This is a genomic window from Chitinophaga ginsengisegetis (genome assembly GCF_900168065.1).
Taxonomy (GTDB): domain Bacteria; phylum Bacteroidota; class Bacteroidia; order Chitinophagales; family Chitinophagaceae; genus Chitinophaga; species Chitinophaga ginsengisegetis.
Genome location: NZ_FUZZ01000001.1, coordinates 3,041,052 through 3,066,918 on the forward strand (window position 1 = coordinate 3,041,052; position 25,867 = coordinate 3,066,918).

At 47.9% G+C, this 25,867-nt stretch carries 19 protein-coding genes; 7 read left to right on the forward strand and 12 right to left on the reverse strand.

Annotation, left to right across the window (positions count from 1 at the left end; genetic code table 11):
* Nucleotides 1-214: 214 nt before the first annotated feature.
* Entirely contained in the window at nt 215-571 is a 357-nt protein-coding gene (locus B5Z18_RS11985) for an MmcQ/YjbR family DNA-binding protein (RefSeq protein ID WP_079469573.1), read from the forward strand.
* Here the strand turns inward: B5Z18_RS11985 and B5Z18_RS11990 are convergent, their stop codons facing one another.
* The 5 genes from B5Z18_RS11990 to B5Z18_RS12010 all read right to left on the reverse strand — a co-directional run bounded on the left by B5Z18_RS11990 (nt 572) and on the right by B5Z18_RS12010 (nt 7,318).
* On the reverse strand, nt 572-1,354 hold the full coding sequence (locus B5Z18_RS11990; protein ID WP_079469574.1) for a sulfite exporter TauE/SafE family protein: 783 nt from the start codon (nt 1,352-1,354) through the stop codon (nt 572-574). It lies immediately after the preceding gene.
* A 274-nt stretch (nt 1,355-1,628) separates the two neighbouring features.
* The gene (locus tag B5Z18_RS11995) at nt 1,629-2,966 is read right to left on the reverse strand and encodes a Gfo/Idh/MocA family protein (RefSeq protein WP_079469575.1); all 1,338 of its coding nucleotides are present in this window, start codon (nt 2,964-2,966) and stop codon (nt 1,629-1,631) included.
* Nucleotides 2,967-3,465: 499 nt separating this feature from the next.
* Complete coding sequence (locus tag B5Z18_RS12000; RefSeq protein ID WP_079469576.1) at nt 3,466-4,833, reverse strand: alkaline phosphatase family protein; 1,368 nt, start codon at nt 4,831-4,833, stop codon at nt 3,466-3,468.
* 119 nt (nt 4,834-4,952) lie between these two features.
* A complete protein-coding gene (gene eboE / locus B5Z18_RS12005) occupies nt 4,953-6,164 on the reverse strand; it encodes a metabolite traffic protein EboE (RefSeq protein WP_079469577.1) in 1,212 nt (403 codons plus the stop codon).
* On the reverse strand, nt 6,164-7,318 hold the full coding sequence (locus B5Z18_RS12010; RefSeq protein WP_079469578.1) for a 3-dehydroquinate synthase: 1,155 nt from the start codon (nt 7,316-7,318) through the stop codon (nt 6,164-6,166). Before B5Z18_RS12010 ends, eboE begins: the two co-directional genes overlap by 1 nt.
* A gap of 535 nt (nt 7,319-7,853) precedes the next feature.
* Between B5Z18_RS12010 and B5Z18_RS12015 the strand changes: the two genes are divergently transcribed.
* Both B5Z18_RS12015 and B5Z18_RS12020 read left to right on the forward strand, forming a co-directional pair.
* Nucleotides 7,854-9,842 (forward strand): tetratricopeptide repeat-containing sensor histidine kinase, encoded by a 1,989-nt coding sequence (locus B5Z18_RS12015; RefSeq protein WP_159454281.1) that lies wholly within the window; start codon nt 7,854-7,856, stop codon nt 9,840-9,842.
* Between the two features lie 12 nt (nt 9,843-9,854).
* Complete coding sequence (locus tag B5Z18_RS12020; RefSeq protein WP_079469580.1) at nt 9,855-10,493, forward strand: response regulator; 639 nt, start codon at nt 9,855-9,857, stop codon at nt 10,491-10,493.
* Nucleotides 10,494-10,535: 42 nt separating this feature from the next.
* Here the strand turns inward: B5Z18_RS12020 and eboC are convergent, their stop codons facing one another.
* The 6 genes from eboC to B5Z18_RS12050 all read right to left on the reverse strand — a co-directional run bounded on the left by eboC (nt 10,536) and on the right by B5Z18_RS12050 (nt 20,553).
* Nucleotides 10,536-11,414, reverse strand: coding sequence for a UbiA-like protein EboC (eboC, locus tag B5Z18_RS12025; RefSeq protein ID WP_079469581.1), 879 nt, complete (start codon nt 11,412-11,414; stop codon nt 10,536-10,538).
* Nucleotides 11,415-11,510: 96 nt separating this feature from the next.
* Nucleotides 11,511-12,497, reverse strand: a complete 987-nt coding sequence (locus B5Z18_RS12030; RefSeq protein ID WP_079469582.1) for a TatD family hydrolase — start codon at nt 12,495-12,497, stop codon at nt 11,511-11,513.
* Between the two features lie 23 nt (nt 12,498-12,520).
* Entirely contained in the window at nt 12,521-13,420 is a 900-nt protein-coding gene (locus B5Z18_RS12035; RefSeq protein WP_079470063.1) for an EboA domain-containing protein, read from the reverse strand.
* Between the two features lie 435 nt (nt 13,421-13,855).
* Complete coding sequence (locus tag B5Z18_RS12040) at nt 13,856-15,391, reverse strand: FG-GAP repeat domain-containing protein (RefSeq protein ID WP_079469583.1); 1,536 nt, start codon at nt 15,389-15,391, stop codon at nt 13,856-13,858.
* 114 nt (nt 15,392-15,505) lie between these two features.
* Complete coding sequence (locus B5Z18_RS12045) at nt 15,506-17,284, reverse strand: RagB/SusD family nutrient uptake outer membrane protein (protein ID WP_079469584.1); 1,779 nt, start codon at nt 17,282-17,284, stop codon at nt 15,506-15,508.
* 32 nt (nt 17,285-17,316) lie between these two features.
* Nucleotides 17,317-20,553, reverse strand: a complete 3,237-nt coding sequence (locus B5Z18_RS12050; RefSeq protein WP_079469585.1) for a SusC/RagA family TonB-linked outer membrane protein — start codon at nt 20,551-20,553, stop codon at nt 17,317-17,319.
* A gap of 602 nt (nt 20,554-21,155) precedes the next feature.
* Between B5Z18_RS12050 and B5Z18_RS12055 the strand changes: the two genes are divergently transcribed.
* On the forward strand, nt 21,156-21,533 hold the full coding sequence (locus tag B5Z18_RS12055; protein ID WP_079469586.1) for a transmembrane 220 family protein: 378 nt from the start codon (nt 21,156-21,158) through the stop codon (nt 21,531-21,533).
* A 190-nt stretch (nt 21,534-21,723) separates the two neighbouring features.
* On the opposite strand, the gene B5Z18_RS12060 is transcribed toward B5Z18_RS12055, so the two are convergent.
* Complete coding sequence (locus B5Z18_RS12060; RefSeq protein WP_079469587.1) at nt 21,724-23,961, reverse strand: alpha-L-rhamnosidase N-terminal domain-containing protein; 2,238 nt, start codon at nt 23,959-23,961, stop codon at nt 21,724-21,726.
* Nucleotides 23,962-24,098: 137 nt separating this feature from the next.
* On the opposite strand from B5Z18_RS12060, the gene B5Z18_RS12065 reads away from it, so the two are divergent.
* The 3 genes from B5Z18_RS12065 (at nt 24,099) to B5Z18_RS32700 (ending at nt 25,793) form a co-directional block, all read left to right on the forward strand.
* Nucleotides 24,099-24,638 (forward strand): DinB family protein, encoded by a 540-nt coding sequence (locus B5Z18_RS12065; protein ID WP_079469588.1) that lies wholly within the window; start codon nt 24,099-24,101, stop codon nt 24,636-24,638.
* Nucleotides 24,639-24,704: 66 nt separating this feature from the next.
* Nucleotides 24,705-25,445: a 3-oxoacyl-ACP reductase family protein gene (locus tag B5Z18_RS12070; protein WP_079469589.1), complete on the forward strand. Its 741-nt coding sequence runs from the start codon at nt 24,705-24,707 to the stop codon at nt 25,443-25,445.
* Between the two features lie 171 nt (nt 25,446-25,616).
* Nucleotides 25,617-25,793 carry a hypothetical protein gene (locus tag B5Z18_RS32700; protein WP_168771254.1) on the forward strand — a complete coding sequence of 59 codons (177 nt, stop codon included), beginning with the start codon at nt 25,617-25,619 and terminating at the stop codon, nt 25,791-25,793.
* Nucleotides 25,794-25,867: the final 74 nt, after the last annotated feature.

Sequence of the window (25,867 nt, forward strand, 5' to 3'; positions counted from 1 at the left end):
AAATTTTCCCACCGGAAGGAAAATTCATTTTAACATTCATGATTGGGTTTTATTTCCTATTTTTATAGGGCAGTTTCATTCACTATTTACAGCTTAGATTTACGTTAACCACACATACTTCATATTTTAATATGTTAGTCTGTGCATGTAAACTATTGACACAAGTCGTCCTAAAAAAACGGCCCTAAATAATATTCTTTTAAAACCTGCTGCTATGTTTGATCATACCCTTGATCTGTGCCGGTCACTTCCGGCTGTCATCACTGAACAAAAGTGGGACAATGAGTTGCGCTTTTATGTAGGCGAAAAGTTATTCTGCATGATATCCCTGGATCCGCCTCACCGGGTATCCTTTAAGTGCAGTCAATCGCAGTTTCACCAACTGATTTCAAGACCTGGTATTGTACCGGCTCCTCACCTGGCGCGGTATCACTGGGTACAGCTGAAACAGGAGGATATGCTGCCGACGACCGAACTGGAAACATTCCTGCAGAATGCCTATGAAATTATAGTAAGCTCCCTGCCGCCATTTGAGCAGGAAGCCATCCATAAGATGAAGGCGCATGCCTGATTATTTCCAGATAGTAAAGAAGATATCGTATACCCCAAATACGATAAGGGTAAGTGCAAATAATTTTTCGAGGGCAGGAGTTTTCATTTTCACCGCTGTTTTAGCTCCCAGCCAGGAAGCAGGGAATGCGGTGAGCGACAGCAGCAGCGCGATATTCCAATCTATGTGACCTAGCCACCAATGCGTTAAAGCGCCGGGTATGGATAAAATAGCCGATAACACTACTGCACAGGCAAGCGCCTGTTTTATGGGCATTTTTAATTTTTTTATAAAGAAGGAACTAAACAGGATACCACCCGCATTTGCCAATAATCCGGATAAAAAACCGATAAATAAAGCGGCTACCACTAACTTACCTGCCGGAACATCTTCACTTATTACTGCTGATTCACTGGTTGATTTCCTGCGCATAAAGGAATACATGAGCGACATGCCCGTGGCCATGATAAAGAGGGCAGTCATGATCATCAGTGTTTTGCCTGGTAAGTAGCTGCTGAGCCACGAACCAATAACGGTGGCCGGAACGCCAAAAGCAGCTCCCAGCAGGATTACCCGTTTGTTAAACAGCTTCTCTTTGCTATACACTGCTGTGGCAGATAATGTGCTGGTGATAGATGCCGGTAACGGCGAAGCCAGTGCGAAAAAAGGATTTACGCCGGCAAAGATCTGCAGGGCCGGTGTGCTGATGGCACTGCCTCCCTTTCCTAATAAACCGGACAAATAGCCTACTACGAGTCCTATCAGCAATACTGACAGGTATTGAGATTGTTGTAAAAATTCCATTCAAATCATTCCTCCGGGAACGCGCAACTTCGTGGTTGGTGTGGTTGGTTATAAAAATTACAGGTAGCTCAAAAGTAGGGGATCGTCATTAATTACTACGATAACTAAAAGTTATGGGGGATAACAAGATATTATATTTATTGTTAGCCTATAAACCCAATAGGAGAAAGGGTTTATGACTTTGTAAAGATAGGGATTCTGAGTAATAGTCAACACAATTTTCTTAAGAAATTATGCTTTTTGAGGGCTATTACCCAGAACCCGTTTGACTTATTTATGCTTTCGGTGTCCAGCCTTTTTCATATTCCCTTTCCCACATTTTCATGGCTTCCTTATCGTTGAGGATATGACCATTGGAAGGATCGGTATGAAGGATACGGCCGGTACGTTGCGCGATGTTGCCCAACAGGCAAAGCAGCGTGCTGCGGTAGCCGACATTGATTTCGGAGTTGAGTTTGGCATTGCCGCGGATACTTTCCAGGAAGTTGTTGATATGCACGGCATCATAAAACTCACCGGCAGGACTAACGGTGTTGGTTACACTCTGATTAGGATTAGCGGCCTGTTTTACTTCCTTGATCACTTTACCTTTTGTATCGATCAGTTTGTAGCTGTCGCCGCCGGAGTTGTACAGGCTTCCGTTTTCGCCGAACAGGGTAAATCCGCGGCCACTGCCTTCCAGGTTGAAGGGGCTGCAGCTGCGGCCTTCCCAGGCAATGGCCTTGTTGCCTTCAAACTCGAAGTTCAGGGTTTGTGTGTCTGGTGTTTCCCAATCGTCTTTAGGATAGGCATAGCGCCCACCGGCAGAAGTAACTTTGGTAGGGAATTCCACATCCATAAACCAGCGGAGACAATCCAGTTCATGGGTAGCATTGTTGCAGGTTTCGGAAGTACCCCAGTTCCAGCGCCAGTGCCAGTTGTAGTGAACAATGTTATCGAGGTAGTCGCGGCGGGGAGCGGGGCCCTGCCACAGGTCCCAGTCGAGCGTAGCCGGCACCGGGATCTTTTTCCCGATACCGATTGGTTCGCGGTTATTCACGTACCATCCGCGGCCATAATACACTTTACCCAATACGTTTTGTTCTTTTACTTCTTTCACTGCCTGCTGGAGGTTAGGCCAGGAACGGCGCTGGTTTCCCATTTGCACCAGGCGGTTATGTTTTTTTGCCGCTGCCAGCAGGATTTCGCCTTCACCCGGATTGTGGGCGCAGGGTTTTTCCACATACACGTGCTTACCCGCAGCTGTGGCCATAATGGCCGCAGGAGCGTGCCAATGGTCCGGGGTTGCTACGATGAGCGCATCAAAATCTTTCCGTTCCAGTAATTTCCGGATGTCTTTAATTACTTCCGGTTTGCGGTCTTGCGCTCCGGCAATGGCTTTGAGCCCTTTGGCGATGGCGCCGTCTTCCACATCGCAAACGTAGCCTATTTCAGCTCCGGGTAGCTTTGCTGCACACTGTGCCAGCCAGTTGCCCCTGGAGTTAACGCCCATTACTCCCAGTACCAATTTGTTGCTGGGGGCATTTTTCCCGAATACGGGGAAATTCAGGATCGTTAATCCGGCTCCCAATCCGGCCATGCTACCGGTTTTGAGAAAATCTCTTCTTTCCATAACGGTGATATTATTTATTCGTTTCAATCGGTTGCATGAATGTAGAAAAATAAATCAGTGATAGGTAGTTTTTTTGATGAGAGGAGGTGGTGCGGTTAGGAATGGAGGGGGTTGGCGCTGGAGAATCGGGGCGGATGTTATAAAATGGAGGTGGATATTTTATCCTGCTGCTTCACTGCCAGCATACTTAGCACCCGCTTAACACATGCTTAGCACATACAGTACACTTGCCTTTGACATGGACTAAAGGTGGAGTTGACGTGGAGGGGACGTGGACTTGATCGGTAACTGATTGTTGATCATGGGGTTACAGGCACTTTTTCCGGGCTACTTATACTACTCCGGTAGCCGTAACTCAGTGACTGTGAAGAAGTTATTCCAACGGAGAGAATATTCACCTGTCAACTGGTTCCGGATGTCCGGGAATGTTTGAGATTTACCCGTTATCCCGCTTCAGAAGATGCCGGATGCTTGCCAGGAAGTTATTCCAATGAAAGGATTATTCCCCTGTCAGCTGGTTCCAGATAACCCCGTACACGTCCGTTGCCTGTAACTGCGGCTGCGGAGCGGGCTGAGAACTGATCACCACCGGGTGATAGGCGGGGTTTTCTTCAATCCTGCCGTGAGAACCTTTGATGAGGGTGGCATCGAGGGGGATGACGTTCATCAGGTAGCGGAAACCCAGTTTCTTTTTGAGCAATTTTCCTGCCGCTTTCAGCTTAATAAGCGGATCAGCGGGGTTCATGAACATCTCCACGGGATCGTAACCCGGTTTGCGGAAGATATCCACGATTCTGGCGAAATCAGGGGCTTTGTTATCATCCATCCAGTAGTAGTAGGTGAACCAGCTGTTGGCGTCGGCTACAGCAATGAGATCGCCGCTGCGGCTGTGATGAAGATGATGTTCACGTTTGCCTTCCCTGTCCAGCACCAGTTGTACACCCGGCACCTTTTCCAGGATGGACCGTACTTTTTTATAACAGGAAGGATCGTTGATATAGATATGCGCGATCTGGTGATCTGCTACGGCGAAAGCTTTGGAGGCGCCTGCATCCAGCAGTTCCAGTCCATTTTCCACACGCAGGGCCAGCAGCCCTTCTGCCCGCAGAATCCTGTTGAGATGCACCGGGTTATTCACATTGGTGATGCCGTATTCTGATAATACAATGGGATCGCAGTTCTTTTGTTGATAGTAAGTGATCAGCTGTTTGCATACTGCATCTATTTCGGCCAGTTCCTTTGCATTTTTTACCGGGTCCTGTCCAAATTTCTGCAGACAGTAATCGAGGTGAGGAAGGTAAATAAACGTAAGGGTAGGATCGTATAGTTTATCGGTGAGGATAGACGCGTCAGCGATCCATTGGCTCGACTTTATGCTGGCCGTTGGGCCCCAGTAATTAAACAGGGGAAACCTGCCAAGTTGTTCGGTGAGATAATCCCGGAGTGTAGATGGAGAAGTGTAGCAATCAGGCACTTTACGGCCATCGGAAAGATAGTTGGGACGGGGAGTAAGCGAGTAATCCACATTAGCGTACATGTTGTACCACCAGCACATCTGCGAGCAGGTAAAGGACGGATCCAGTTTCCTGGCGCGGTCCCATATTTTTGGGGCATCCACCAGTTTGTTGGATTGTTTCCAGAATTTAACTTCCGCATCGGTTCTGTCGTACCAGCCATTGCCTACTATTCCATGCTCACTGGGCCATTCGCCGGTAAGGTACGTGCTCTGTACAGCCGTAGTCACCGCAGGTAACATAGGCATTACGGTGGCCAGGTGCCGCTGTTGTGTATAAGCCTTTAAAAAAGGCAGGTACTCCAGCAAAGAAGAGGAGAGCCCTACTACATCGATTACTACTGTCTTTCTCATATATTCAATCGCCGTTACAATTCCGGCATAAAGCTATAATACCGGGCGCACAATTCCAAGATTGGGCGCCTTACCGGCGTTTACCCGGATAACCGGGAGCGGCATGCAGCAAAGATAACTTATAGCTGCTCCCTGATCCAGTTCAGTTCACGGGAAACGGATAAAGACATCTCCTGTTTCAGGGCGGGTGGTAATACGTCCCAGGTGTATGTTTCCGCCTCCATGTGCTGTGTAAAAGGGTGCCCGCGTTGTATGGCCAGTACTTGTTTTATGTCTTCCTGCGTGGATTGCAGTACACCGAATTTATCCAGGAACACAGGTACATGAAAATGTGAGCGCCACTCTGTAACGGCCGGATTGTTTTCATCTGCCAGCGCTTCGGGCAGGTCGGGATAGTGAATAAAGGCGCCGTCCATTCTTTTGGCGATTACCTGGTGCAGGTATACCGGCTCATTGAATTTACGGAAGGCGTCCGTTACTTCCTTGCGTGCGCTGGTATCTGCCGGCATGTCTGCTTTCAGCGCGGCGCTGATCTGCAGTTTACCGATCTTCAATCCATGATGCTGCATACGTTCTATCACACGATGTGGCGCTTCGTATACCAGTGCAAAATGGCAAACGTCGTAACACAGCTGAATATGTGTTTTGATGATGTCGGCTGCTGCCTGGTCATCTTCAATATTAAATTTCTCTTTGATAAACGGGATACCGGCAGGCAGTAAATTTTCGAAATACCAGCTGATATATTCGCTGGTATTTTCCATCATGCCATCGGGTTCCGGCTCAATATCGAGGTGCATCAAAGGACCGCCGCTGCGGTGTGTGCGCACCAGTTGTTCCAGCACCAGCAACATATTCAGCGTGGCGCTTTCTGTGTAGGAATTTTTGTCTTCTTCGCAGCGGTTGCACCAGTGTTTATATCCGAGCGGGTTGGTGGAAATACCTCCTTCCATACCTTCCGGCAACAAGGCCGCCAGGATCCTGAACAGGCGGATGGTATAAGCCACCCGGTCGGCGCTGGTCCAGTCGGGCGCATGCACCTGGTCTTTTACCACTACGTTGTGAAAGCCGCCGTAAGGAAAACCATTCATCGTAAACACGTAGCAGTCCTCTTCTTTGAGCCACTGCTGAAACGCCTTCAAAGGCGCTTCCTTGCTCAGTTCCAGGCTGGCGGTGTTGGCCAGCCGTAGTCCTATTCCAAAAGGTTTATCCGGTGATACCTGTTGTTTAATGGCAGGTATAAACTTTTTAAGTTGCGCAAAATGATCATCCCAGTTTTCGCCGGGATGAATATTTGTGCAGTAGGTAAGATGTCCTGCAGCTGTTTTCATTACTGATTATTTTTGCAGATATCTACTGCTTTATATAATAAGTTAAGGTCCATTTCATGCACTTCTTCTCCTTTTCCTACTGCGCGCAGCAGGGAGATTGTTAAGCGGCCGCCAAGATGTTCACGGAATTCTTCCAGTCCTGCTACCACCGGGGAAGGCTTACCATCCTGCATTTCCAGCAAAGGATGCCACACCGGCAGTTTCATATTTTTTAACACGGTAAGAATGCGGTGCATATCTGTTTCCGGCAGCCATCCTAACAGGAACGAATATACGCTATCTACCGCAATACCGATAGACACGGCTTCTCCGTGACGTAATTCAAAGTTGGTGAGTTGCTCCAGTTTATGCGCGCTCCAGTGGCCAAAGTCAAGCGGACGGGAGGAGCCGCTTTCAAACGGATCACCGGCGCCGCCGATATGCCGGACATGCAGTTCTGCGCAGCGGTAAATCAGGTAGTGCATGGCCGCCATGTCGCCGGCGGTTAATGCCACGGCGTCCTGTTCAATGCGGTTAAAGAAAGCGGCGTCTTTAATAAGGGCTACTTTCACGGCTTCCACCATACCGGAGCGCCAATCGCGCGGGTCGAGGGTGGTTAAAAATACCGGGTCGTTGAATACAGCCGCAGGTGGCGCGAAGGAACCGAGGAAATTTTTCTTCCCCTTATAGTTTACGCCGTTTTTCACGCCTACGCCGGAATCGTTTTGCGACAGCACGGTAGTAGGGATCCTGATATGTTTCACGCCACGGTGTGAGATAGCGGCAGCAAATCCTACCAGGTCGAGCAGGGAGCCTCCGCCAATGCCTATCACATAGGAATGGCGGTCGATGCCATACTTATCAATGGCATCCACCAGGCTGAAAAGCAGGGGCAGATCATTTTTTACCGCTTCGCCCCCGGCGATGGTGATAATTTCAGGCGCCAGCTGAAAGCCGCGTACCTGCTGAAAATAGCGATTGATCTGTTGGGTTAGTTCCGGGTGGTGCGTTGCTACGCCCCCATCCAGGATCACGAGTAATTTCTTAACGTATGCACTCTCTGCTTTTGATTCCAGGAAGGTAGCTAAACAGGTGTTGGCAGGATCGAATAAATGACTGCTAAAGAAAACACCGTAAGAGAAGTTGACATCGAAGTTTTGTTGAATATATTCCATGGCTAAATCCGCATCATCTGACTAAAAAAAACTATAGCCTTTAAAAGTACATAGAAAAACGTGATTTTTTACAAAGAAAAAGGCCCCGGGAACGGAGCCTGTTTTTTTGGGGTTAGTCTGTAGAATCAATTTATCGGTATGCAAAGAAACCTGTTTTAAAGGGTTTAAGCTACGGTATAAACCATTATTTTATAAATTGCGTAGTTCTACTGATGTGTTCAAACCATCTGCAAATCCCTTACCAGCAGGCACTCTGCGTACTTTCCCCCATATCCTGATCCGCTCCTGCTTCCGTTCATCCCATACGCTGTTGCGTATTAAAACAGAAATACAGAACTTTATGCCGCTGTAGAAATGAACGACGGTTTCACAGTCTGAGAATTAAATTGTTTGACCAAAAAAGAAACATGGGACGCCCATGTTGTTAACCCTGTAACATCGGTTGTATTTCACATCTTTTGTTGCATACTGAGCATTTGTCAACGCGCTGCGATGGCGGGCGATGGCGTTTCCGGTTTTTAAAAGTGTATCAAAGATGCTGAGAATATTACTTTTAGTTTGTTGTATTTCGATAGGCAGCAATGGGATTTCACTGGCAGCACCGGCTTCTGCGGCTGATAGTGTTTTGCAAGCAATTAACCGGCAACCTGAGGATACACAGCAGGTACAGGCGCTCATTGAATATGGCTGCCGGCTTTTTCCTTACCAGCTTGATAAGTCGGCTGCCGTTTTCATGCGTGCCTTACGGATCAGCAGGCAACTGGGTTATCACAAAGGGGTGGCCGACTTTGCCTGTTACTATATGTACATCCAGGATATGCGGGGGCAGTATTTGCAGTCGCTGTTCATGCTAAAGCAGGCGGTGATCATTTATGCGTCGCTGAAAGATACCCTTAACCAGGTGAGGGCCATCAGCTATTGCGGGATGGAATACCAGCAGATGGCGAACTTCCCTGCTGCCGCAGCCGCCTACCTGGAAGCGCTGAAACTGGCCGATGCCGCGAAAGACAGCGCCAGCACAGGTATGATCAATAATTATTTATCGGATGTTTTTATTTCCCTGGGAGATTTTAAAAAGGGATTTAACTATGCGGCCCAGGCTTATGATCATGGGCGCAAACTGGGGAGTAACTCGCGCATGGCATCGGCCCTGCTCAATATGGGAGAAAGTAAAAGCAGGGAGGGCAACTACACCGCTGCCAGCGGGTATTTCAGCCGGGCGCTGGAGCTTGGTAAAAAAGCGGGCGACCAGTTACTGGTGCTGAACGCACTTACCGCCACAGGCCGGGTGTACACCGATCTTTCGCAACATGAACAATCCTTACGGACCTACGAAAAAGCCCTGCTTATTTCCACCGATGACCCGGGACTTGAAAACCGGATGCAACTATACATGGGGTATGCCAATGCCCTTTACCGGAGCGGGAAACACCTCGCTGCCGATATCTATCTCCGTAAAACAATTACCCTGGCCAGGCAATACTATGCAGGCGATGAACTAAGGCGGGCCTACCTCGCCGCATCCGACAATGAGGCTGCGCAAAATCATTACCAGCGGGCTTTTCAGCTGCGTAAAGCCTATGAGCAACTGAATGATTCGCTGGTAGGAAACGCCACCCGGCTAAATGTGCAGCAGCTGGAAATGCAGTACCAGTCTGAGAAAAAAGACAGGGATCTGGCGGAGAAAAAATTACAACTGATACAGAAAGACCTGCTGCTGCAACGGAAGAACAGGTGGATTGGATTCATCTTCACCGGCGTGGTGCTGATCCTGGTAGTGTCTTTCCTGGTATGGCAGAAATTACTGCACCGGCACCGTTTACAAAAGCAGCAACTCCAAACCCTGGAAGTAGAAAAAACCGTACAGGTGCTGGAAGCCATGATGCAGGGCGAGGAGAAAGAGCGCACGCGGTTGTCGAAAGACCTGCACGACGGTGTTGGCGGGCTGTTGTCTGCGGTGAAGATGCATTTCTGGGCGCTCAAATATGAGCGTACTTTCCTGCAGCAGGACAAAGGATTTAACCATGCACTCAGTATGCTGGACGACGCCATCGGGGAAGTACGTAAAACAGCGCATAACCTGATGCCTGAAATCCTTTCCAGGATGGGACTTGCGGGCGCGCTGGAATTATTCTGCAATAACGTGAGTCACTCCCGTGAGTTGCAGATTACCTTTTATACCTCCGGCGATATGCAGCGGTTCAAAAGCAATTTTGAATTATCGGTGTACCGGATTGTGCAGGAGCTGATCAATAACATCATCAAACATGCACACGCCACCGAAGCGCTGGTACAGCTTACACAACACGATCAACTGCTTACCATTACCGTAGAGGATAATGGCGTTGGCTTTGAAAATATAACGAAAAGCACTACCGGTATGGGGTTAAAGAATCTTCATACACGGATCAAATCATTAAACGGACACCTAACGCTCACGGCTATACCGGGTTGCGGCACTACGGCATATATTGAATTTAATATTGCCATTATGCAGCTGATGGAAGTACAGCCATCGTTTTAATTTTAACAGCACATGAGTATCAAACTGGCTATAACAGACGATCACCTGCTGGTGATCAGCGGCATCAAAGCGATGCTGGCGCCTTATCCGCATATTTCCGTTGTTTATGAAAGCAACCGGGCGGGTGCGCTCATGGCGGCTTTGCCTGCCATACAACCGGATGTATTGCTGCTGGACATCCAGATGCCTGAAATTGATGGCATTGAGCTTTGCAGGCAGGTGAAGAAAAAGCATCCGTCTGTAAAAGTAATTGCGATCAGCAGTTTTATGGAAACGCATTATATCAGGCAGATGCTGCGTAACGGCGCCGCCGGGTACCTGTTGAAAGGTACCGACCCCGAAACGCTTATCCATGCGATAGAGCAGGTGCATGCCGGCGAACAGTTCCTCGACGAACTTATCAGGCGCCAGTTGGTGAATGAAGTCATTACCGGCCAAAAGCGCAGCAGCTACGAGATTCCGCTTACACGCAGGGAAAAGGAGATCCTGAAACTGATTGCAGATGAGTATTCCAACCAGGAAATTGCGGACCTGTTGTTTATCAGTTTACGTACCGTGGAAACGCACCGGTTAAACCTTACGCAAAAGCTTGCAGTGAAAAATACTGCCGGGCTGGTGAAAGAAGCAATGAAGCGGGGAATAGTGGAATAGCTGCAGGTATCCGGCGCGGTAGCCGGATACCTGTGAAAGTGATCAGGTAACGGCAAATATTTTACCCAGCACCAGTGATATCGGTAACAATAATATTACTGCGATAGCGAAAGGGATGGTAGCAAAAGCGGCTACCCAGGCTGCATTCATGGCAATCAGTGCGATGATTCCTCCTTTTACCGCCTTTCCTATATTGGGTCCTGAAGGGTCTTTCATGGCTTTGAAAAGCGGCACATTGATCATGAAAATAAACAACCCGATAAAAGGCAGCGCCAGCCAGAAGTGATGGTGCAGGTAAGCCAGGATCCCCATTGTAATATATACCAATGCATAACATGCTGCGGTAAGGCGCAGGCTTTTCACGCTGCCGCCGTGTACTTCTCCCCTGCTGATGTTGGTAACGGCAGCAATATAGATAATGGGGATGAATCCCATCCACCAGTATGTTTCCAGCATTTCCGGTACGATACTGATGCCTAACAGGAGGTTAAGCCCACGGCAAAGTCCCATGTTGAGCGGGCCGAGGAAGGAATGATGCTTTCCCCACTTATTATAAACAAGTGCGCTGGTGGCTACGCCAATGGCGAGCCAGCCGGCATAACCGGTAAGCCGGCCCACTGAAAAGGCAGCCAGGATACCCACCAGGAGCAGGTAACTACCGAGGATGATGGCCTGTGTTTTTGAGATAGTACCGCTTGGGATAGGCCTTTCCGGGCGTTCTGTACTATCCAGTTCTGCATCAAATACGTCGTTGAATACCACACCACCACCATATAAGCCAATGGTAGCGAGGCAAAGGCATACTACCGGAAGGGTAAAATCCAGTGTAAGGGTGCTGAACGTAACATTTATAAAATAGGCCGAAATAGCAACTCCAGCCAATATATCTGCTATTGCAGTTACGATATTGGCTGGTCGCATCAGGCGTAGATATCCAATCAATTTGCTAACAATATAACTCACCGTGTAATTAGGTTTTCATGGTTCATTGCCAGCAGAAACGAAGCTGTCAGGCCGTTACCGGATGATGGTTGTGTTTTTATCAATTCGAGGCTGCTGTCCTCCACGTAGTATAGAGCTTCCGTTAAATTTCTCACTTTGATCAATATTTGCTGCTACATCAAAATCTGCTTCATTAATCTGGCCGCTCTGCGCAAAGGCTTTTACAGCATTGGTGTAAGTTACCAAATGAATATCATTCAAGTCAATACCACTTTCGTGCATTAAAGCGGCGGTTTTCGGAACGGCCAGGGGATCGCTGATACCCCAGTCGGCAGCGGAATTCACCATAATACGTTCACTTCCATACTGTTTAACTACAGCTACCATGCGTTCATTCCCCATTTTAGTGAAGGGATAGATGGTAAACGCAGCCCAGAAGCCACGATCGAGCACTTCTTTGACTGTTTCTTCGTTATTATGGTCTACAATGATCATGTGAGGCTCCAAACCATGTTCCAGGGCAATATCCATACTGCGCTGGGTTCCTTTTTTCTTATCGCGGTGAGGGGTATGTATCTGTACGGGTAGGCCGGCTTCTTTAGCCAGTTCCAGTTGGGCGCGGTAATATTTTTCTTCGAGGGGAGTCTGGTCATCGAAACCGATTTCGCCCACGCCCACCACGCCTTCTTTATAAATAAACTGTGGTAATATTTCCATTACAGCTTCCGCGAGCTTTTCGTTATTGGCTTCTTTTGAGTTGAGGCCAATGGTGCAATAGTGTTTGATGCCGAACTGGGAAGCGCGGAAACGCTCCCATCCCAGGAGGCTGCTGAAATAATCGCGGAAGGTATCCACGCCGGTGCGTGGTTGTCCCAGCCAGAAGGCCGGTTCAATAAGCGCCACTACGCCGGCATCGGCCATTGCCTGATAGTCGTCCGTAGTACGGGCGGTCATATGCACATGCGGATCAAAGAAGCGCATGCCTTTTATTTTATTAAGATAAGCGGGGCTATAGGTGAGTGGTTGGAGATCTTTCTCTGTTAAATCATGGATTCCGCACATATCTGATCGGTTTTAATGTTGATTTATTTAGTTATTTTTTGCGCCAGGGTATCCCAGGAGATACTACCAGCCTGTATTTCCGCCTGCAATGCCGGGTCTGTGGCCAGCAATGCTTTAGCGGGTTCATATTGGCATTGTGCACAAACCAGTGCTGCGGCTTCTTTCTCTGTGCTGTTCAGGGAATGCCAGATACGGGTGATATCTGCAAAATTGCCTTCTCCTACAAAATTCACCAGGATCCGCCACTGCATGGGATCGAGCGTTCTGCCGGCGGCCCATCTTTCATGGGCAAAATCTACCAGGATGCCTGCCAGTGCAGCATTGGCCCTTTCATCCAGCCCCGTGATCCCGTGTAATGGTTTATCGGTAAAGATAGCTTTCATTACCAGCTGATTCCACGCGGGTTCCGGGAGATACTTAGCCGGGTAAGGATTGTGCAACATAATGGCTTCCTGTACAATACCAATATTGGACCGGATGCCTTCCGAAGTACGGGCGATCCATTCTTCCGGCCAGGGCAGCAGCGGGAGTGCGCTGTACAAGGCGGCCAGTTCATTCATTTCTGCGCTGTTGAACAGGTTTTCCAGCACTTCCAGGTAGGCAGATTTGTTGGCTACCGGTAATTGCAGCAACCACCACACCCGTGCGAGGCGGTCTAACGTCCATCCATGTACGAAAAATGAGGGCAGCAGCGCCTGCAGCTGTTCATCTTCCGTTGTGGAAATACGGATCCTTTCTTTACCTGTGAAACGCGGGATAGCTGTGAAAGTTTGATTAAACTGCGGGATGGCACCGGTTTGCTGATGTAGCTGCAAACGCTGTTGCAGCCAGGCATTTGCTTTTTCGTTTCCGTTGTTCCTGATGATCGTACTAAGCAGCGTGCTCACTTTATCCTGATCGTATACATATTCAGCCACTGACATATCCTGTTTAAAATAATAATGCTGATTTCCCAATAAAATTAACCAGTAATAATGGGATTTTAAGAATCCGGCCACTTTTTTATGATAGATGGCAAAAAAAGAAGATTAAACCGTTCACATCAATGGTTGAACGATGAGATGTGTCCAAAATAAAAGAGAGGCATTACTGCCTCTCCTTCCGCCATTCTAAAACCTGATTATACATCAGGATATCTTTAAACTGCGAAGCCTCTGACGACAGGCATGACGCAATCAGGTATATGTTGGGAAAACGCCGATCAAGAACGATGGTACTTTAAAGATCTGTAATATATGAGTGCTCTCTCTATAAACTTAGATCCGAAATAAAGCAAAAATGCACGTAGCAATAAATACGGCCGTAAGATACATATTTCTCCTTTCATTCCAAATAAACAAGTGATTTTTACGTTGCATTTAATGAGCAGCATTGTTCTGTAATACTATAAACGGCTGATACTCTTTCCAGTCAGGCTTATAATCATCAAGTATGATAAAACCCTGTGCGTAGTTTCCAAGTACTATATCCTGGTCGCCATCGTGATCATAATCTTTCACATCCATGCAGATCCATCTTCCTTCCTTCTCCAGCGGCGGAGAATGAGGGATGAACGTAAGTGGTTTATTTCCACCTTCAAAGAAAATAAATTTCTCTTCCGGCCGGTGTTTAAAGTCCGCGAAAAAGGCGATGGAGGCAATATCTAATTTGCCATCGCCATTAAAATCAGCTACCACGGCCTTTGTACAGCCATTCACGGGGTAATGCCATGCCTCGGTGTATTTATTATTTCCGTCATTCAGGTAGACGAATATTCCGTGGTAAGGTTTAAGCACCATAGAAAAATCTGCATTATCACCGCAGGTATATAGTATGTCCTGTTTTCCATCGCCATTAAAATCTGCGAGTTGAAAACTGGTAGAACCATTGATGGGAGGGAATCTCAGCAGGCTGGTAGATACAAAGCCCCCTTTCCTGTCGTTTTCAAATAACCAGATGCCTTCATCACCGGCGGCAAACAGCACCATAAAGTCCGTATAGCCGTCGTGGTTAAAATCGCCGGTTTCTGCATGAACAGCGCCGGGCACTTCCCATATGGGGAACTGTTTGTAGCTGTGATCCGGTAACTGTTTCAGCCAGTACAGGCCGCCCTGGTTATGTCCGAATGCGCATACCAGCAGATCGGGCAGGCCATCTTTATCGAAATCTGCCTGCAGGGTTTGCACCGGCCGTTTCAGGAACGCCATGAGGTCGTGCTGCCTGCTTTGGGCGTCATTGGGGCTGATGCTGGTAATAATACCGGCAGGCGCGTCCAATGCCCGCATATTGCCTATTTCTGTGAGTATGGCCTGTTGTTGCGCCGCAGTGTCTTTTACAAAAAGTATATCGACGGCGGGAGATGGTAAGCTCCGTATGTTAACGACTTGTAAATTTTCGTCCCATTGTGTGAGTGTATTGGTGAGTCCATCACTGGTCATGAGGTGGCCATTGTCCGGGTTAAAGGCCACCATTGTGGTAGCTACCGGGACGGTATCTTTCAGCACCGGGTGTTTCAGTGTGAAAAAGGACCAGTCGCGTTGCAACGGCTGCGGCACTTTTTCAGCCGGCAGTTTATCCGGGGCGGTATGTTCATAGTATGCCACCAGTAATTCCCAATCCTGGATAGAAATAAGCCCTGGTTTTTCGCCGGGCATCGGCGGGTAATAGGAATGCTCCCCCCATACTTTAATGCCCAGTTTGGGCGCCATAGCGGGCAATACGTGCTTTAGCCAGGTTTCCTTATCCAGGAGGGCGGGAGACACCGGCAAATGGCAGCCGGAGCAATATTTACCGGCCAGGACTTTTCCTTTTTCTTCCGGGGTAGGTGTATGGCAACTGATGATGATGACAAAGCTGGTGGTGATTAAAAATAAAGCGGCGAGACAATACCGGTTCCTCGTGGGTTGATTGGTCATCAGTGAATATTTTAACGGGTATTGTAAAGTACTAAAATGTTATATAAAAACGAATGCAGCGAAAAAGATCCGCTGCATTCGTTGTGTTTAAAAAAGCGACAGATATAGCTGTTATTAGTAGTTCGGGTTCTGATCGAGTACTCTTGTTCCGCCTACCATTGTCAGATCGATCTGACGTTGCGGGATGGGGAAGTATTCATTTTTCCCTTTTGTAAAGTGTCCGCCTTTCAGGTCGTCGGTGATAGCTGATTCGTATTGGATAAAGGCATTCAGCGCTACATCAGCAATACCCCAGCGTACGAGATCGAAGAAGCGGTGGCCTTCTGTAGCCAGTTCCAGTTTGCGTTCAAAATAGATGGCTTTTAATGCCTGGTCCTTACTTGAAAAAGTAGCGGTGTACCTGCCTATTTTGTAATTGGCTGCCATTTGGGTAGGATCGAAGCCTAACATGGGTTTCGTGTCGTCTTTGTATTTATGCAGCCAGTTTTCAGGGTGATTGATCATCCTGTCGCGGATCTGGTTTACCAAAGCGGTAGCTCCGGGGAGGTCGCCGGTTTGGGCATGGCATTCAGCGGCCATGAGGATTACGTCGGCAAAGCGGATCAACAGTACGTTGATAGCGGATCCCGGCGCCCAGGAGTGTGCATCTTTGTATTTGTCCTGGTTAAACTGCCAGTATACCATTTTCTTTGGTGCGTACGGGCCGGCATATTTCTGGTCCCTGATCCAGTTAGCACCGGGGTGATTGCCCCAGTCGTGATAAGGTATCCCACGGCGGCCAACGGTCCAGTCGAGACGTGGATCCAGTGTACCTGTTTCCGGTGTGAACGGTGTGGTAGACACGATGCCCTGATCGTTTTTCACGGGGTTTGCGTTCCAGGTATCGAGGTTAGGCAAACCGGTAGCGGGATCTGTGCGATAGGAGTTTACGAGGTCCTGGGTAGGCTGATAAAATCCGCAGCAGCCGAATGGACTGTTGTACGGGAAGTTCAGCATTTCGCCCTGGTTCGCATTGGCGATGGTATTGGTACCATCATTTGCAGTCATCTGGATGGCAAATACGGACTCTGAATTATTCTTTTTGGCGGCATCGAAGTTGTCTTCAAATGCGTTTGTGAGCGCGTATTTAAGACCATTGGAAGTAACGCCTGAGGCAATAGCCTGATCAAACAGCGGCATTGCTTCCGGGTACTTTTTCTGGTACAGGTATGTTTTAGCCAGGTAGATCTGTGCAGCCCATTTATTTGCTCTTGCTACATCGCTTTGTGTAGGAGGCAGGTTATCTGCAGCAAATTTAAAATCGGCTTCAATAAAAGGCCAGATGTCTTTATCATTTTTAACACGGACTTCTATCGTGGTGTCTGTGATATAAGGCACTTTATTGAACAGTTTTTTCAGTTCAAAATAGTAGTGTCCGCGGAGGAAACGGGCTTCTGCTTCCACCTGAGTTTTTTCAGCGGCACTCATGTCTGTTGCCTTTGGCAGTGCTACCAGTACTGCATTACAACGGATCACTCCTTCGTAAACAGCTCTCCACTTGGTATTGAAAAAACCGTTGCTTGGATCGACTGTGAATTTAGCGATAGGATCGATACCGGGTTGGTCGCCACTGAAGCTACCTTTGTGCGAATCGCCACCGGCCACGCTGCCATAGATCCAGTTGGTAGGAGACGCTTCCCAGGGTCCGCCACCACCGAGTGCTGCCTGGGCGGTTTGTTGCCCGTCGAGCGAGGCGTATGCGCCTACCAGTAAATAACCAATACCGGCTTTATTCGCCACAATTTCATCACTGAGGGAGCCGAGCGGTCCCCGTTCAAGGAAGCTCTTTTTACAAGCACTGATTCCTACTGCTGCCAACGCAAGAATTACACTTAGATATCGTAATGTTTTCATTTTTCTCAATTTTACTTTTCAGGAAAAAATTATCAGAATGTTACATTCACACCGAGCAGGTACTGACGCTGATTAGGATAAGCTCCTTCATCCACACCGAAGTTGCTGGTGCCACCGGTAATTTCAGGATCTATACCTGAGTATTTGGTGATGGTAAACAGGTTTGCTGCCTGACCATATACCCTGAACTTTGTGATACCAATTCTCTGGAGTACGTTACTTGGTATGGTGTATCCCAGCATGATATTTTTTGCACGCAGGTAAGAACCATTTTCAACAAAATAAGAGTTGGGTACGTTGGAGGTACTGAAAGACGGAGATGTTTCCTGGATGGGCGCTGTAGCGTTCTGGCGGGTTGGCAGCCAGGAATCATACAGGGCTGTTTTGCTCTTCGCACCTTCGAAGGAAGGATAGAAATCGGTCCACCATTTCACCTGGTTCCAGATCTTGTTACCTTGTACGCCATACACAAACATGCTGAAATCCCAGGCTTTATAAGTGAGGTTGATATTGAGGCCATAGCTGAACTTTGGATTGGGATTACCGAGATAAGTACGGTCGGCTTCTGTAATCCTTCCGTCGCCATTCACATCTGCATATTTGAAGCGGCCTGGTTTTGTATCGGTCTGGTACGTCAATGAATTATCATTATACTGTTTCCTGGTAGCTTCGTTTGCTGCATCTATTTCTGCCTGGCTGTTCCAGAATCCATCTACCTTATAACCAAAAAATTCGCTGATAGATTGACCAACAGCATTACGGATAATAAATGTACCGTTAAAGCGGCGTTGTTCCTGATCGAAGTAAGGAGCAGCATCTGATATTTTAACGATCTCATTATTATACGTAGTGAAGTTACCGTTTAGTTCCAGCTTAAGGTCTTTGGTAAGATTCAGGTTGGTGGTAGCAGAGAAATCGAATCCTTTATTTTTCATTTGTGCTACGTTCACATAAGGTGCGTTGGCTATTCCGTAAACACCTGGTAATTCGGGGTTATACAGCAGATCTCTTACATCTTTACGATAGTAGTCTGCAGTAATTTCGAGGGCGCCTTTGAACAAGGTTGCATCGATACCGATATTGGCGTTTACGTTACTTTCCCATTTAGCATCGGGGTTACCTATACGTGTGCGGTAGAAGCCCTGCAGGATAGAGTTACCGGTGCCTTTCAGGTCATAGAAAGAGTTTCCTTTTTCAAACCCGTAAGCGGTGAAGGAGTTCTGTGGGTCTACGTTGATCTGGTTACCCATGATACCATAGCCTCCGCGGATTTTCAGATCTGAGATCCAGCTGATGCCTTTCATGAATCCTTCCTGCGACATACGCCAGGCGGCGCTTACTGCGGGGAAGTTACCATACCTGTTGGATGAACCGAACCGGGAAGATCCGTCTCGGCGAATCAGGGCGCCCAGGAGGTAGCGATCTTTATAGGAATAGTCTACCCTGGCAAACAGGGAGAACAATCCATCGGAGAAACGGCCGCTGTAGTTTGTTGGCGTACCGCTACCAGTGCTGAGGTTGGTGAAGTCCGGATCAAAAGTGAAATAATCGAGGTTGGTTCCACCAACAGTACGGCCCTGGTTATCGAATGCTTCCGTACCCAACAGTACTTTCAGGTCGTGTACCTGGTTGAAGTTCTGATGATAGGTGAGTGTATTGGTCCAGGTCCAGTCGTAACCGCTTCCTGCGTTTTCTGTATACGAGTTCACTTTATTGTTCTCGGCGTTTTCGTATTCAGGCAGTGTAAAGCTGTGATTATTGAAAGAATAGATTTCACCGCCAAAGCTGGTACGGAGGGTGAAATGCTTCAGGATGTCTGCCTCTGCAAACACGTTACCCAACAGGCGGTTGGCCAGTGTTTTAGTGGTACCAAAACGATCCTGGATAGCTACGGGGTTACGGGCGTTACCCAAACCTTTACCGAAGCTGCCTGCATAATTGCCGTTGATATCATGCACCGGGATGATAGGCATTTCACGGAACGCCATACCAATACCGCTACCTTCCGTAAGTGCGCCGATCCGCGGGTTATTAATGAGGGAATATTCCATGTTTTCACCTACACGGATATGATCCGTAACGTTATAGGTGCTGTTGGCACGAACTGCATAACGTTTGTTATAGGTGTTGGTTAAAGTACCCTCCTGGTTAAAGTAATAGAAAGAGAAGAAGTAGCTGCCGATATCGCCGCCACCTGCTACTGAAATGTTATGGCTGGTGATAGGCGCAGGGTTAAATATTTCATGGAACCAGTCGGTGCCCGATTTGTTGGCTTTTACGATGCGGTGAAAAGCATCCACATCACTGGCTACCTTATAGTTCGGATTTACGAAATAGGTAGATGGATCGGTACCGGGATCTCCTTCCATTGCGCCCTGTGGAGCAATATAATCCGGCAGGCGTGGTGTGGCGCCGGAACCATATTGTTCATCGTTATATACAGGGTTAGCGGTAGTATTGGCAATGGCCATCCATTTCAGGTTGGCCTGTTCCTGCGGACTGAGGATATTCCATACATTTCCGCCTTTGGGCCGTTGTGTACCATAGTAGCCATCATAAGAAACCTTTACTTTACCGGTTCCTCTTTTGGTGGTGATGATGATAACGCCGTTGGCCGCACGGGCACCGTAGATAGAGGCAGCGCCTGCATCTTTCAGTACCTGCATGGTTTGTACATCGTTGGGGTTTATGTCTGTGATGTTAGAGATGGGTACTCCATCCACTACATACAGTGGTGTATTATTTCCGAAGGTATTTACGCCGCGGATCTTCACCTGTGGTTCCTGGCCTGGCTGACCGGAGCCGAGGATGGTAACACCGGAAACCTGTCCCTGCAGCTGATTGGCTATCTGGGAGGTAGGCTGTTTGGTAAGATTTTCTACTTTCACAATAGATACAGCACCGGTAAGGTCTTTCTTTTTCTGGCTGGCATAACCGGTTACTACTACTTCTTCCAGTGATCCTACTTTCTCGGTGAGAGAAACGTTTACTGGTCCGGCTCCTACTACTGCTTCCTGCGGATCATATCCTACAAAGGAGAATACAAGTGTTTCGCCTGATTTGGCCATAAGGGAAAAAGTACCGGAGGGGTCTGTGGCAGTACCCCTGTTGGTGCCTTTCACAAACACAGTAACGCCTGGCAGCGCATTGCCTGAAGCTTTGTCCGTTACTTTACCCGTAATTTTTGTTTGTGCTGATACGTTGTTGCCGGCCAATAGCAACAAGAGGCCGCATAGTACGGCGAGTGCCTGGTAAAATTGCTTTTTCATAACGTGATTTAAGGGAAACGTTTAAGAAAAATTGTTAGTAAATAAGGATTCCTATCTATATGTCACCTTATTGAACAGTCACAACTTTGCATACAGATCTCCTACCCGCCGCATTGATTGTTTTGCGGCAGGTCAATTTTCAATAAATACAAAGCATTAGTTTTTCTTCACACGTGCATGATGCGCTACACGGTGTTAAAAAAGGAATGAGTGTCTGTTCAACAGTTAAACGATAACTACTGATGTTGAATGATGAATTATACTATAAAACAAACACTGATGGTCAAGCTGATTCAGGTCATTTGACTTTTGTTTAATTGTTTATTGATAGTGAATTCAATACGATAACTAATAATAACTGTGAGAATCTTTTGCTCTAGTAACAAACATTTCTACCCTCAGATTTTGGTTCTCACGTGGAATTGTGTAATGATTTCGAATATATAACATTATTTTAGCTCAAACAAGTAGTCTTTTAACATTTTCTTTAAAAGTGACAAAATTGCAGATCGTTATTCCACTATTCCACACTGCCGGGATAAAATAATACAAGGAATACTTTTGAAATTCTTTGTGTATGTTTAAGCCCTAATTTTTGTGTCATGAAAGTATTGAATATTGTGTTTTGCCTGATGTTCGTTTTATTTGCAGGCTTACAGTATAATGATCCTGATCCCTATATATGGATGCCCATCTATCTTTATTCTGCCTTGCTTTGCTGGTTTGCTGCCCGTAACCGCTTTTACCCGAAATGGTATATTGCCGGTATACTGGTATACCTGGCTTATGCCATTTATAAATTTTTTGACCAGAACGGGGTGGAAGACTGGTTCACGAAACATAATGCGGAGAACCTCGCCGAAACTATGAAAGCAACCAAGCCCTGGATTGAAGAAACACGTGAATTCTTTGGATTGTTCATTTGTATCGGGGCACTGGGCATAAATTATTTTTACTCGAAAAGAAAACGCGCGGCGTAGGATCACCGCGGATTTTGTCCTGGAGCAGGATTAAACTGATTTTGTTGATTTGATCACTTTTGATTTTAAAGGATTTTGGGAGATATAAGCGGATATCCGCTTATATCTCCCAAAATCCTTTAAATCTTATAAAATCAAAAAAGTAAAATTCCTTAAATCAGTTTAATCCTGTTCCAGGACAATACCCTCATTACAGCGAAATCTCCTGCGGCCCTCCATGCAGGGTGATCTCTTTTCCGCGCCAGCGGAATTTCCCGGTGATACCGAACGGAACCCTAACGGTGCCGGTTACACGATTATTTTTAAACGCCAGGTCCACTTCTATTAAACCATCCGGATGCACCATTGTCGCCTTTACCTGCGGCGAGGCGCCGGGATCTGGTGCGATCAATACTGTTCTGAAGCCATAGGAGGCAGATTGGATGCCGGCTGTAATGCCCAGCAGGAAGAGATTGGCCACCGAGGCGGTTGCCTGGTAAGCTGCTGCGTTGTTTGGTTCCAGCTGCGTTGCGAGCGACTGTAATTCTGCCGGGAACGTTTCTGTGATACCGGTTTCCTGCATCGCTTTGAAGATATAATACTTTTCGCGCAGCGATTCTTCCGGCGACTGTTTTTCAGCCAGTAAACGCTGCATTACACTCTTTACCTGCCGTGGTGGCACCGCCTGCGCCAGCACTGCCAGGGCATTGGTGTAGCGCGAGAACGTTTTCTTTGCCGCTGTTTCCGCATACAGTCCTTTTCCGGCATCATAACATTGCTGATACCATACTTCCCTCGCTTTATCTGCGGTGCGGGTATAAGCAAGGGAGTCGGCAGGCTTATCGCAATAGCCTGCAATAACAGCCGCCTGCCGCAGGGCATACAGATACTGGCCTGTGATGGGCGACAGCGCCACGCTATCATTATAAGGCATATTGCCGGGCAGGCCCGTGGTGGGGTCCTGGTAGCGGTCCATCCAATCGAGGATACTGCGTATGCCGGGGAAGCATTGCTTCGCCAGCTCTTTATCTGCTTTATAGAGCAAATAATCGTGGAGTGCGCCGATCCATACCAATGCATCCGTTACCGATACCAGCCGGTCGTCTGACGGGTAACGGGAACGGACAAGCCCCTCCGGGATACGCGACTGATCTGTTTGTACCAGCGCATTTCTGAGCAGTTGATCATCTCCCGAAAAAAAACTGATGGCAAGCCCCTGTATACGGGCGTCCTGTATATATTGTAACTGCGCGTTAAACAGATCATTATACAGGTTATCCTGCGCGCCTGTGAGCGCCGCCCTTTTGCCGGTGGCCCAAAGGGAATCTGCCGCTGCGCCGGCGCTGAAGGCCGATTTATCATTCAGCAAATACTGCGTATATACGTTGTAGTAGTCGTGCAATGTGAGCGGCGCCTTCCCTGTTTCAATATCCAATTGCACATACCGGAAGCTGCGGTAACCCGAAGACATGAACTTACGGCGGGTGCCGCCATCCGGATGAACAACATCCTGTATCACTGTGCTGTTGGAATATGCAGGCTGATAGGTAATTTTTATACCGGCATCCAGTCCGCCGCTGATCAGCATTTCAGGAAAACCGGTGGTTTGTTGCCCGGCGTCCAGCAGCAGTTTAACTTTTCGTTTAGCCGGAATAGTTAGTGACGCCGTTCCCTTCAGCAGGGTTGCCTCTGCAGTAATGCCCTGTTGTGAAACAATACCGGTGAACGATTGCCGTTCCTGGTGTAAACGGCCAATGGGCGATGGTGTAAGCAACGGCCAGTTACCCGCACTGTGGCCTTGCAGCGCCACGCGAGCGCCTGGTACCGCGGGTTCCCAGGCGCTATCGTTATATGCAGGCTGTTCCCAGCCCCAGGGATGGTATTGCGCAGTAATGCTGTCGCCGGGAAAGGCGCCATAGAAAATGTTTTCCGTAGTTTTCACGGGAGCCGGATGTATCGACTCATCTTCCATTACCTTCCAGGAAGCAGACCCGGTGTTGATAATAGCCGCTTCGCGGGATGTATGTCCCTGGATAAGCAGGCCGGTACCATTAGTGAACTGGCCGTGCGGCTTATAAGGTCCGAAGTTGACCACTTCCGCGGCAATTACGTTGACACCATATTTCAGGTAAGGGCTGATATCAATTGTTTCGTAGTACCAGTTGGCGAGGTCTGAGCGTGCGGGCCCCATGCCGGCGAAGCGGCCGTTTACATACAAACGGTAACGGTTATCCGCAGAAAGGTGGATGATAAAAGGACCGGAATAATTGAGCAGCTGGAACTGTTTCCTGAAAAGATATACCCCGTAGGCGGCAGGGGCGGCATCATTGCCGGAAATCCACCGGGCGTCCCATTGGGAGGGGATATTACTGCTTTTCTCCTGCGCGGACAGGGTGGTGGCAAATCCGATGAATGCCGGCAGCAGCAGGCATTGTAACAGATATTTCATAGAAAGAGATTGTAGGTAGTCAGGATATATTACTTACAAATATATTAAATATATTATTAAGATGATATAAGTACGGGGAACGGCCTGTTGCCGGGAGAAAATGTTCGTATATTCATCTTCCTTAAAAAACTCACCAGATGAAAAAAAATGCCATCCATCCGGACCCCGGATATTATTCCACCTATATCAACCTTGTGCCGGATGTAGACATTAAAACCGCGCTGGAACAGTCGTTGCAGACACTGGACGAATTTGACGCCGCTGAGCTGGAACCACTGGGCAACTATGCCTATGGCCCCGGTAAATGGACCTTAAAGAATGTATTGCAGCATATTACGGATACTGAGCGGGTGTTCTCCTTCCGCGCCCTGTTATTTGCCCGGAAAGATATTCAGGTACCGCCCACGATGGAACAGGACGACTATGCGGCAAATGCAGAAATAGACGACCGGAGCGTATCTGAAATACTGGCAGAACTGAAAGCAGTACGTGCAGCCAGCATTATGCAGTTCAATAATTTATCCGACGCAGCGCTATTAAGAACAGGTATGTGCTGGAAAACGGAGATGTCGGTACTTGCGCTGGGCTTTGCCATTGCCGGTCACCAGGCGCACCATCTGAACATACTCCGTGAGAAGTACCTCCAGCCCAATTCTAACATGAAGGTTAGTAGTTAACAATTAGTACTCCTCTTCTCTACACGGGTTAGCCGGACTAGCTTTGCCAGCATAAAATCATTATTTATGAAACGTCTGGAAAATAAGATAGCCCTGGTAACAGGAGGTAGTCGCGGTATGGGCGCCGCCATTGTAAAGCGTTTAGCCGGAGAAGGCGCCACAGTGGTATTCACCTATGTAAAGGGCGCAGCACCGGCGGCGGCGCTGGTAGAAGAAATAACCGCAAAAGGGCAGAAAGCTACCGCGGTAGCAGCAGACAGCGCTGATGTGAATGCAGTACTGGCCGCTGTGGATCATACGGTGAACAGTCATGGTCGTATAGACATACTCGTTAATAACGCCGGCACGGCCGTGATGAAAGAATTTTCCGAATATACGCTGGAAGACTATGAGCATACAATGGCCGTAAACACCCGTGCAGTGTTTGTAGCCACGCAGGCAGCCACGCGGCATATGGGGAGCGGCGGCAGGATCATTACCATTGGCAGTTGCATGGCCGACCGTGTGGTTGGTCCGCAAGGTACCCTGTACAGCATGAGTAAATCCGCCCTTACAGCGTTTAATAAAGGGCTGGCGCGCGACCTGGGTTCCAGGGGTATTACCACCAATCTCGTACAGCCGGGACCGGTAGATACCGATATGAATCCGGCTGATGGCCCTCATGCAGATTATCAACGTCAGCATATTGCGCTCGGGCACTATGGTACAGCCACTGATGTAGCTGACCTGGTGAGCTTCCTGGCAGGCCCGGAAAGCGGGTATATCAATGGTTCCGCGTTGACAATTGATGGCGGGTTGAATAGTTAATTTATCTTATTGATATTATAAAAGGAGAAGGGAAGACTTAAAAAGCCTTCCCTTCTCCTTTTTCATTACAAATATCGTTTTGCGTAAAGGAAATTCCTGATTTGATCACCTGATGCGTTAATTAATGTCAACCTTGCTGTTCAATTAACTGACCCGATATGAACAGGATCTATGACTAAAAAGCCCACTTTTAAAAAGGCCGGGGCCGCGCCATTCATTCTCATCCTGCTGATATTAGGAGGCTTGTTAACCGCCCTGCTGGCCACCAGTGTCTGGCAGGCATTGTTCCAGATTGCTTTAGTTATCCCGTTGGTAGTGATCACCTGGAAATTGTTGAAAGCAGAGTAAAACGGTTTTTTTGCCTGAAAATTTGGTAGAATGAAAAATACATTTACCTTTGTTGTATAAACAACAGTTGTAAA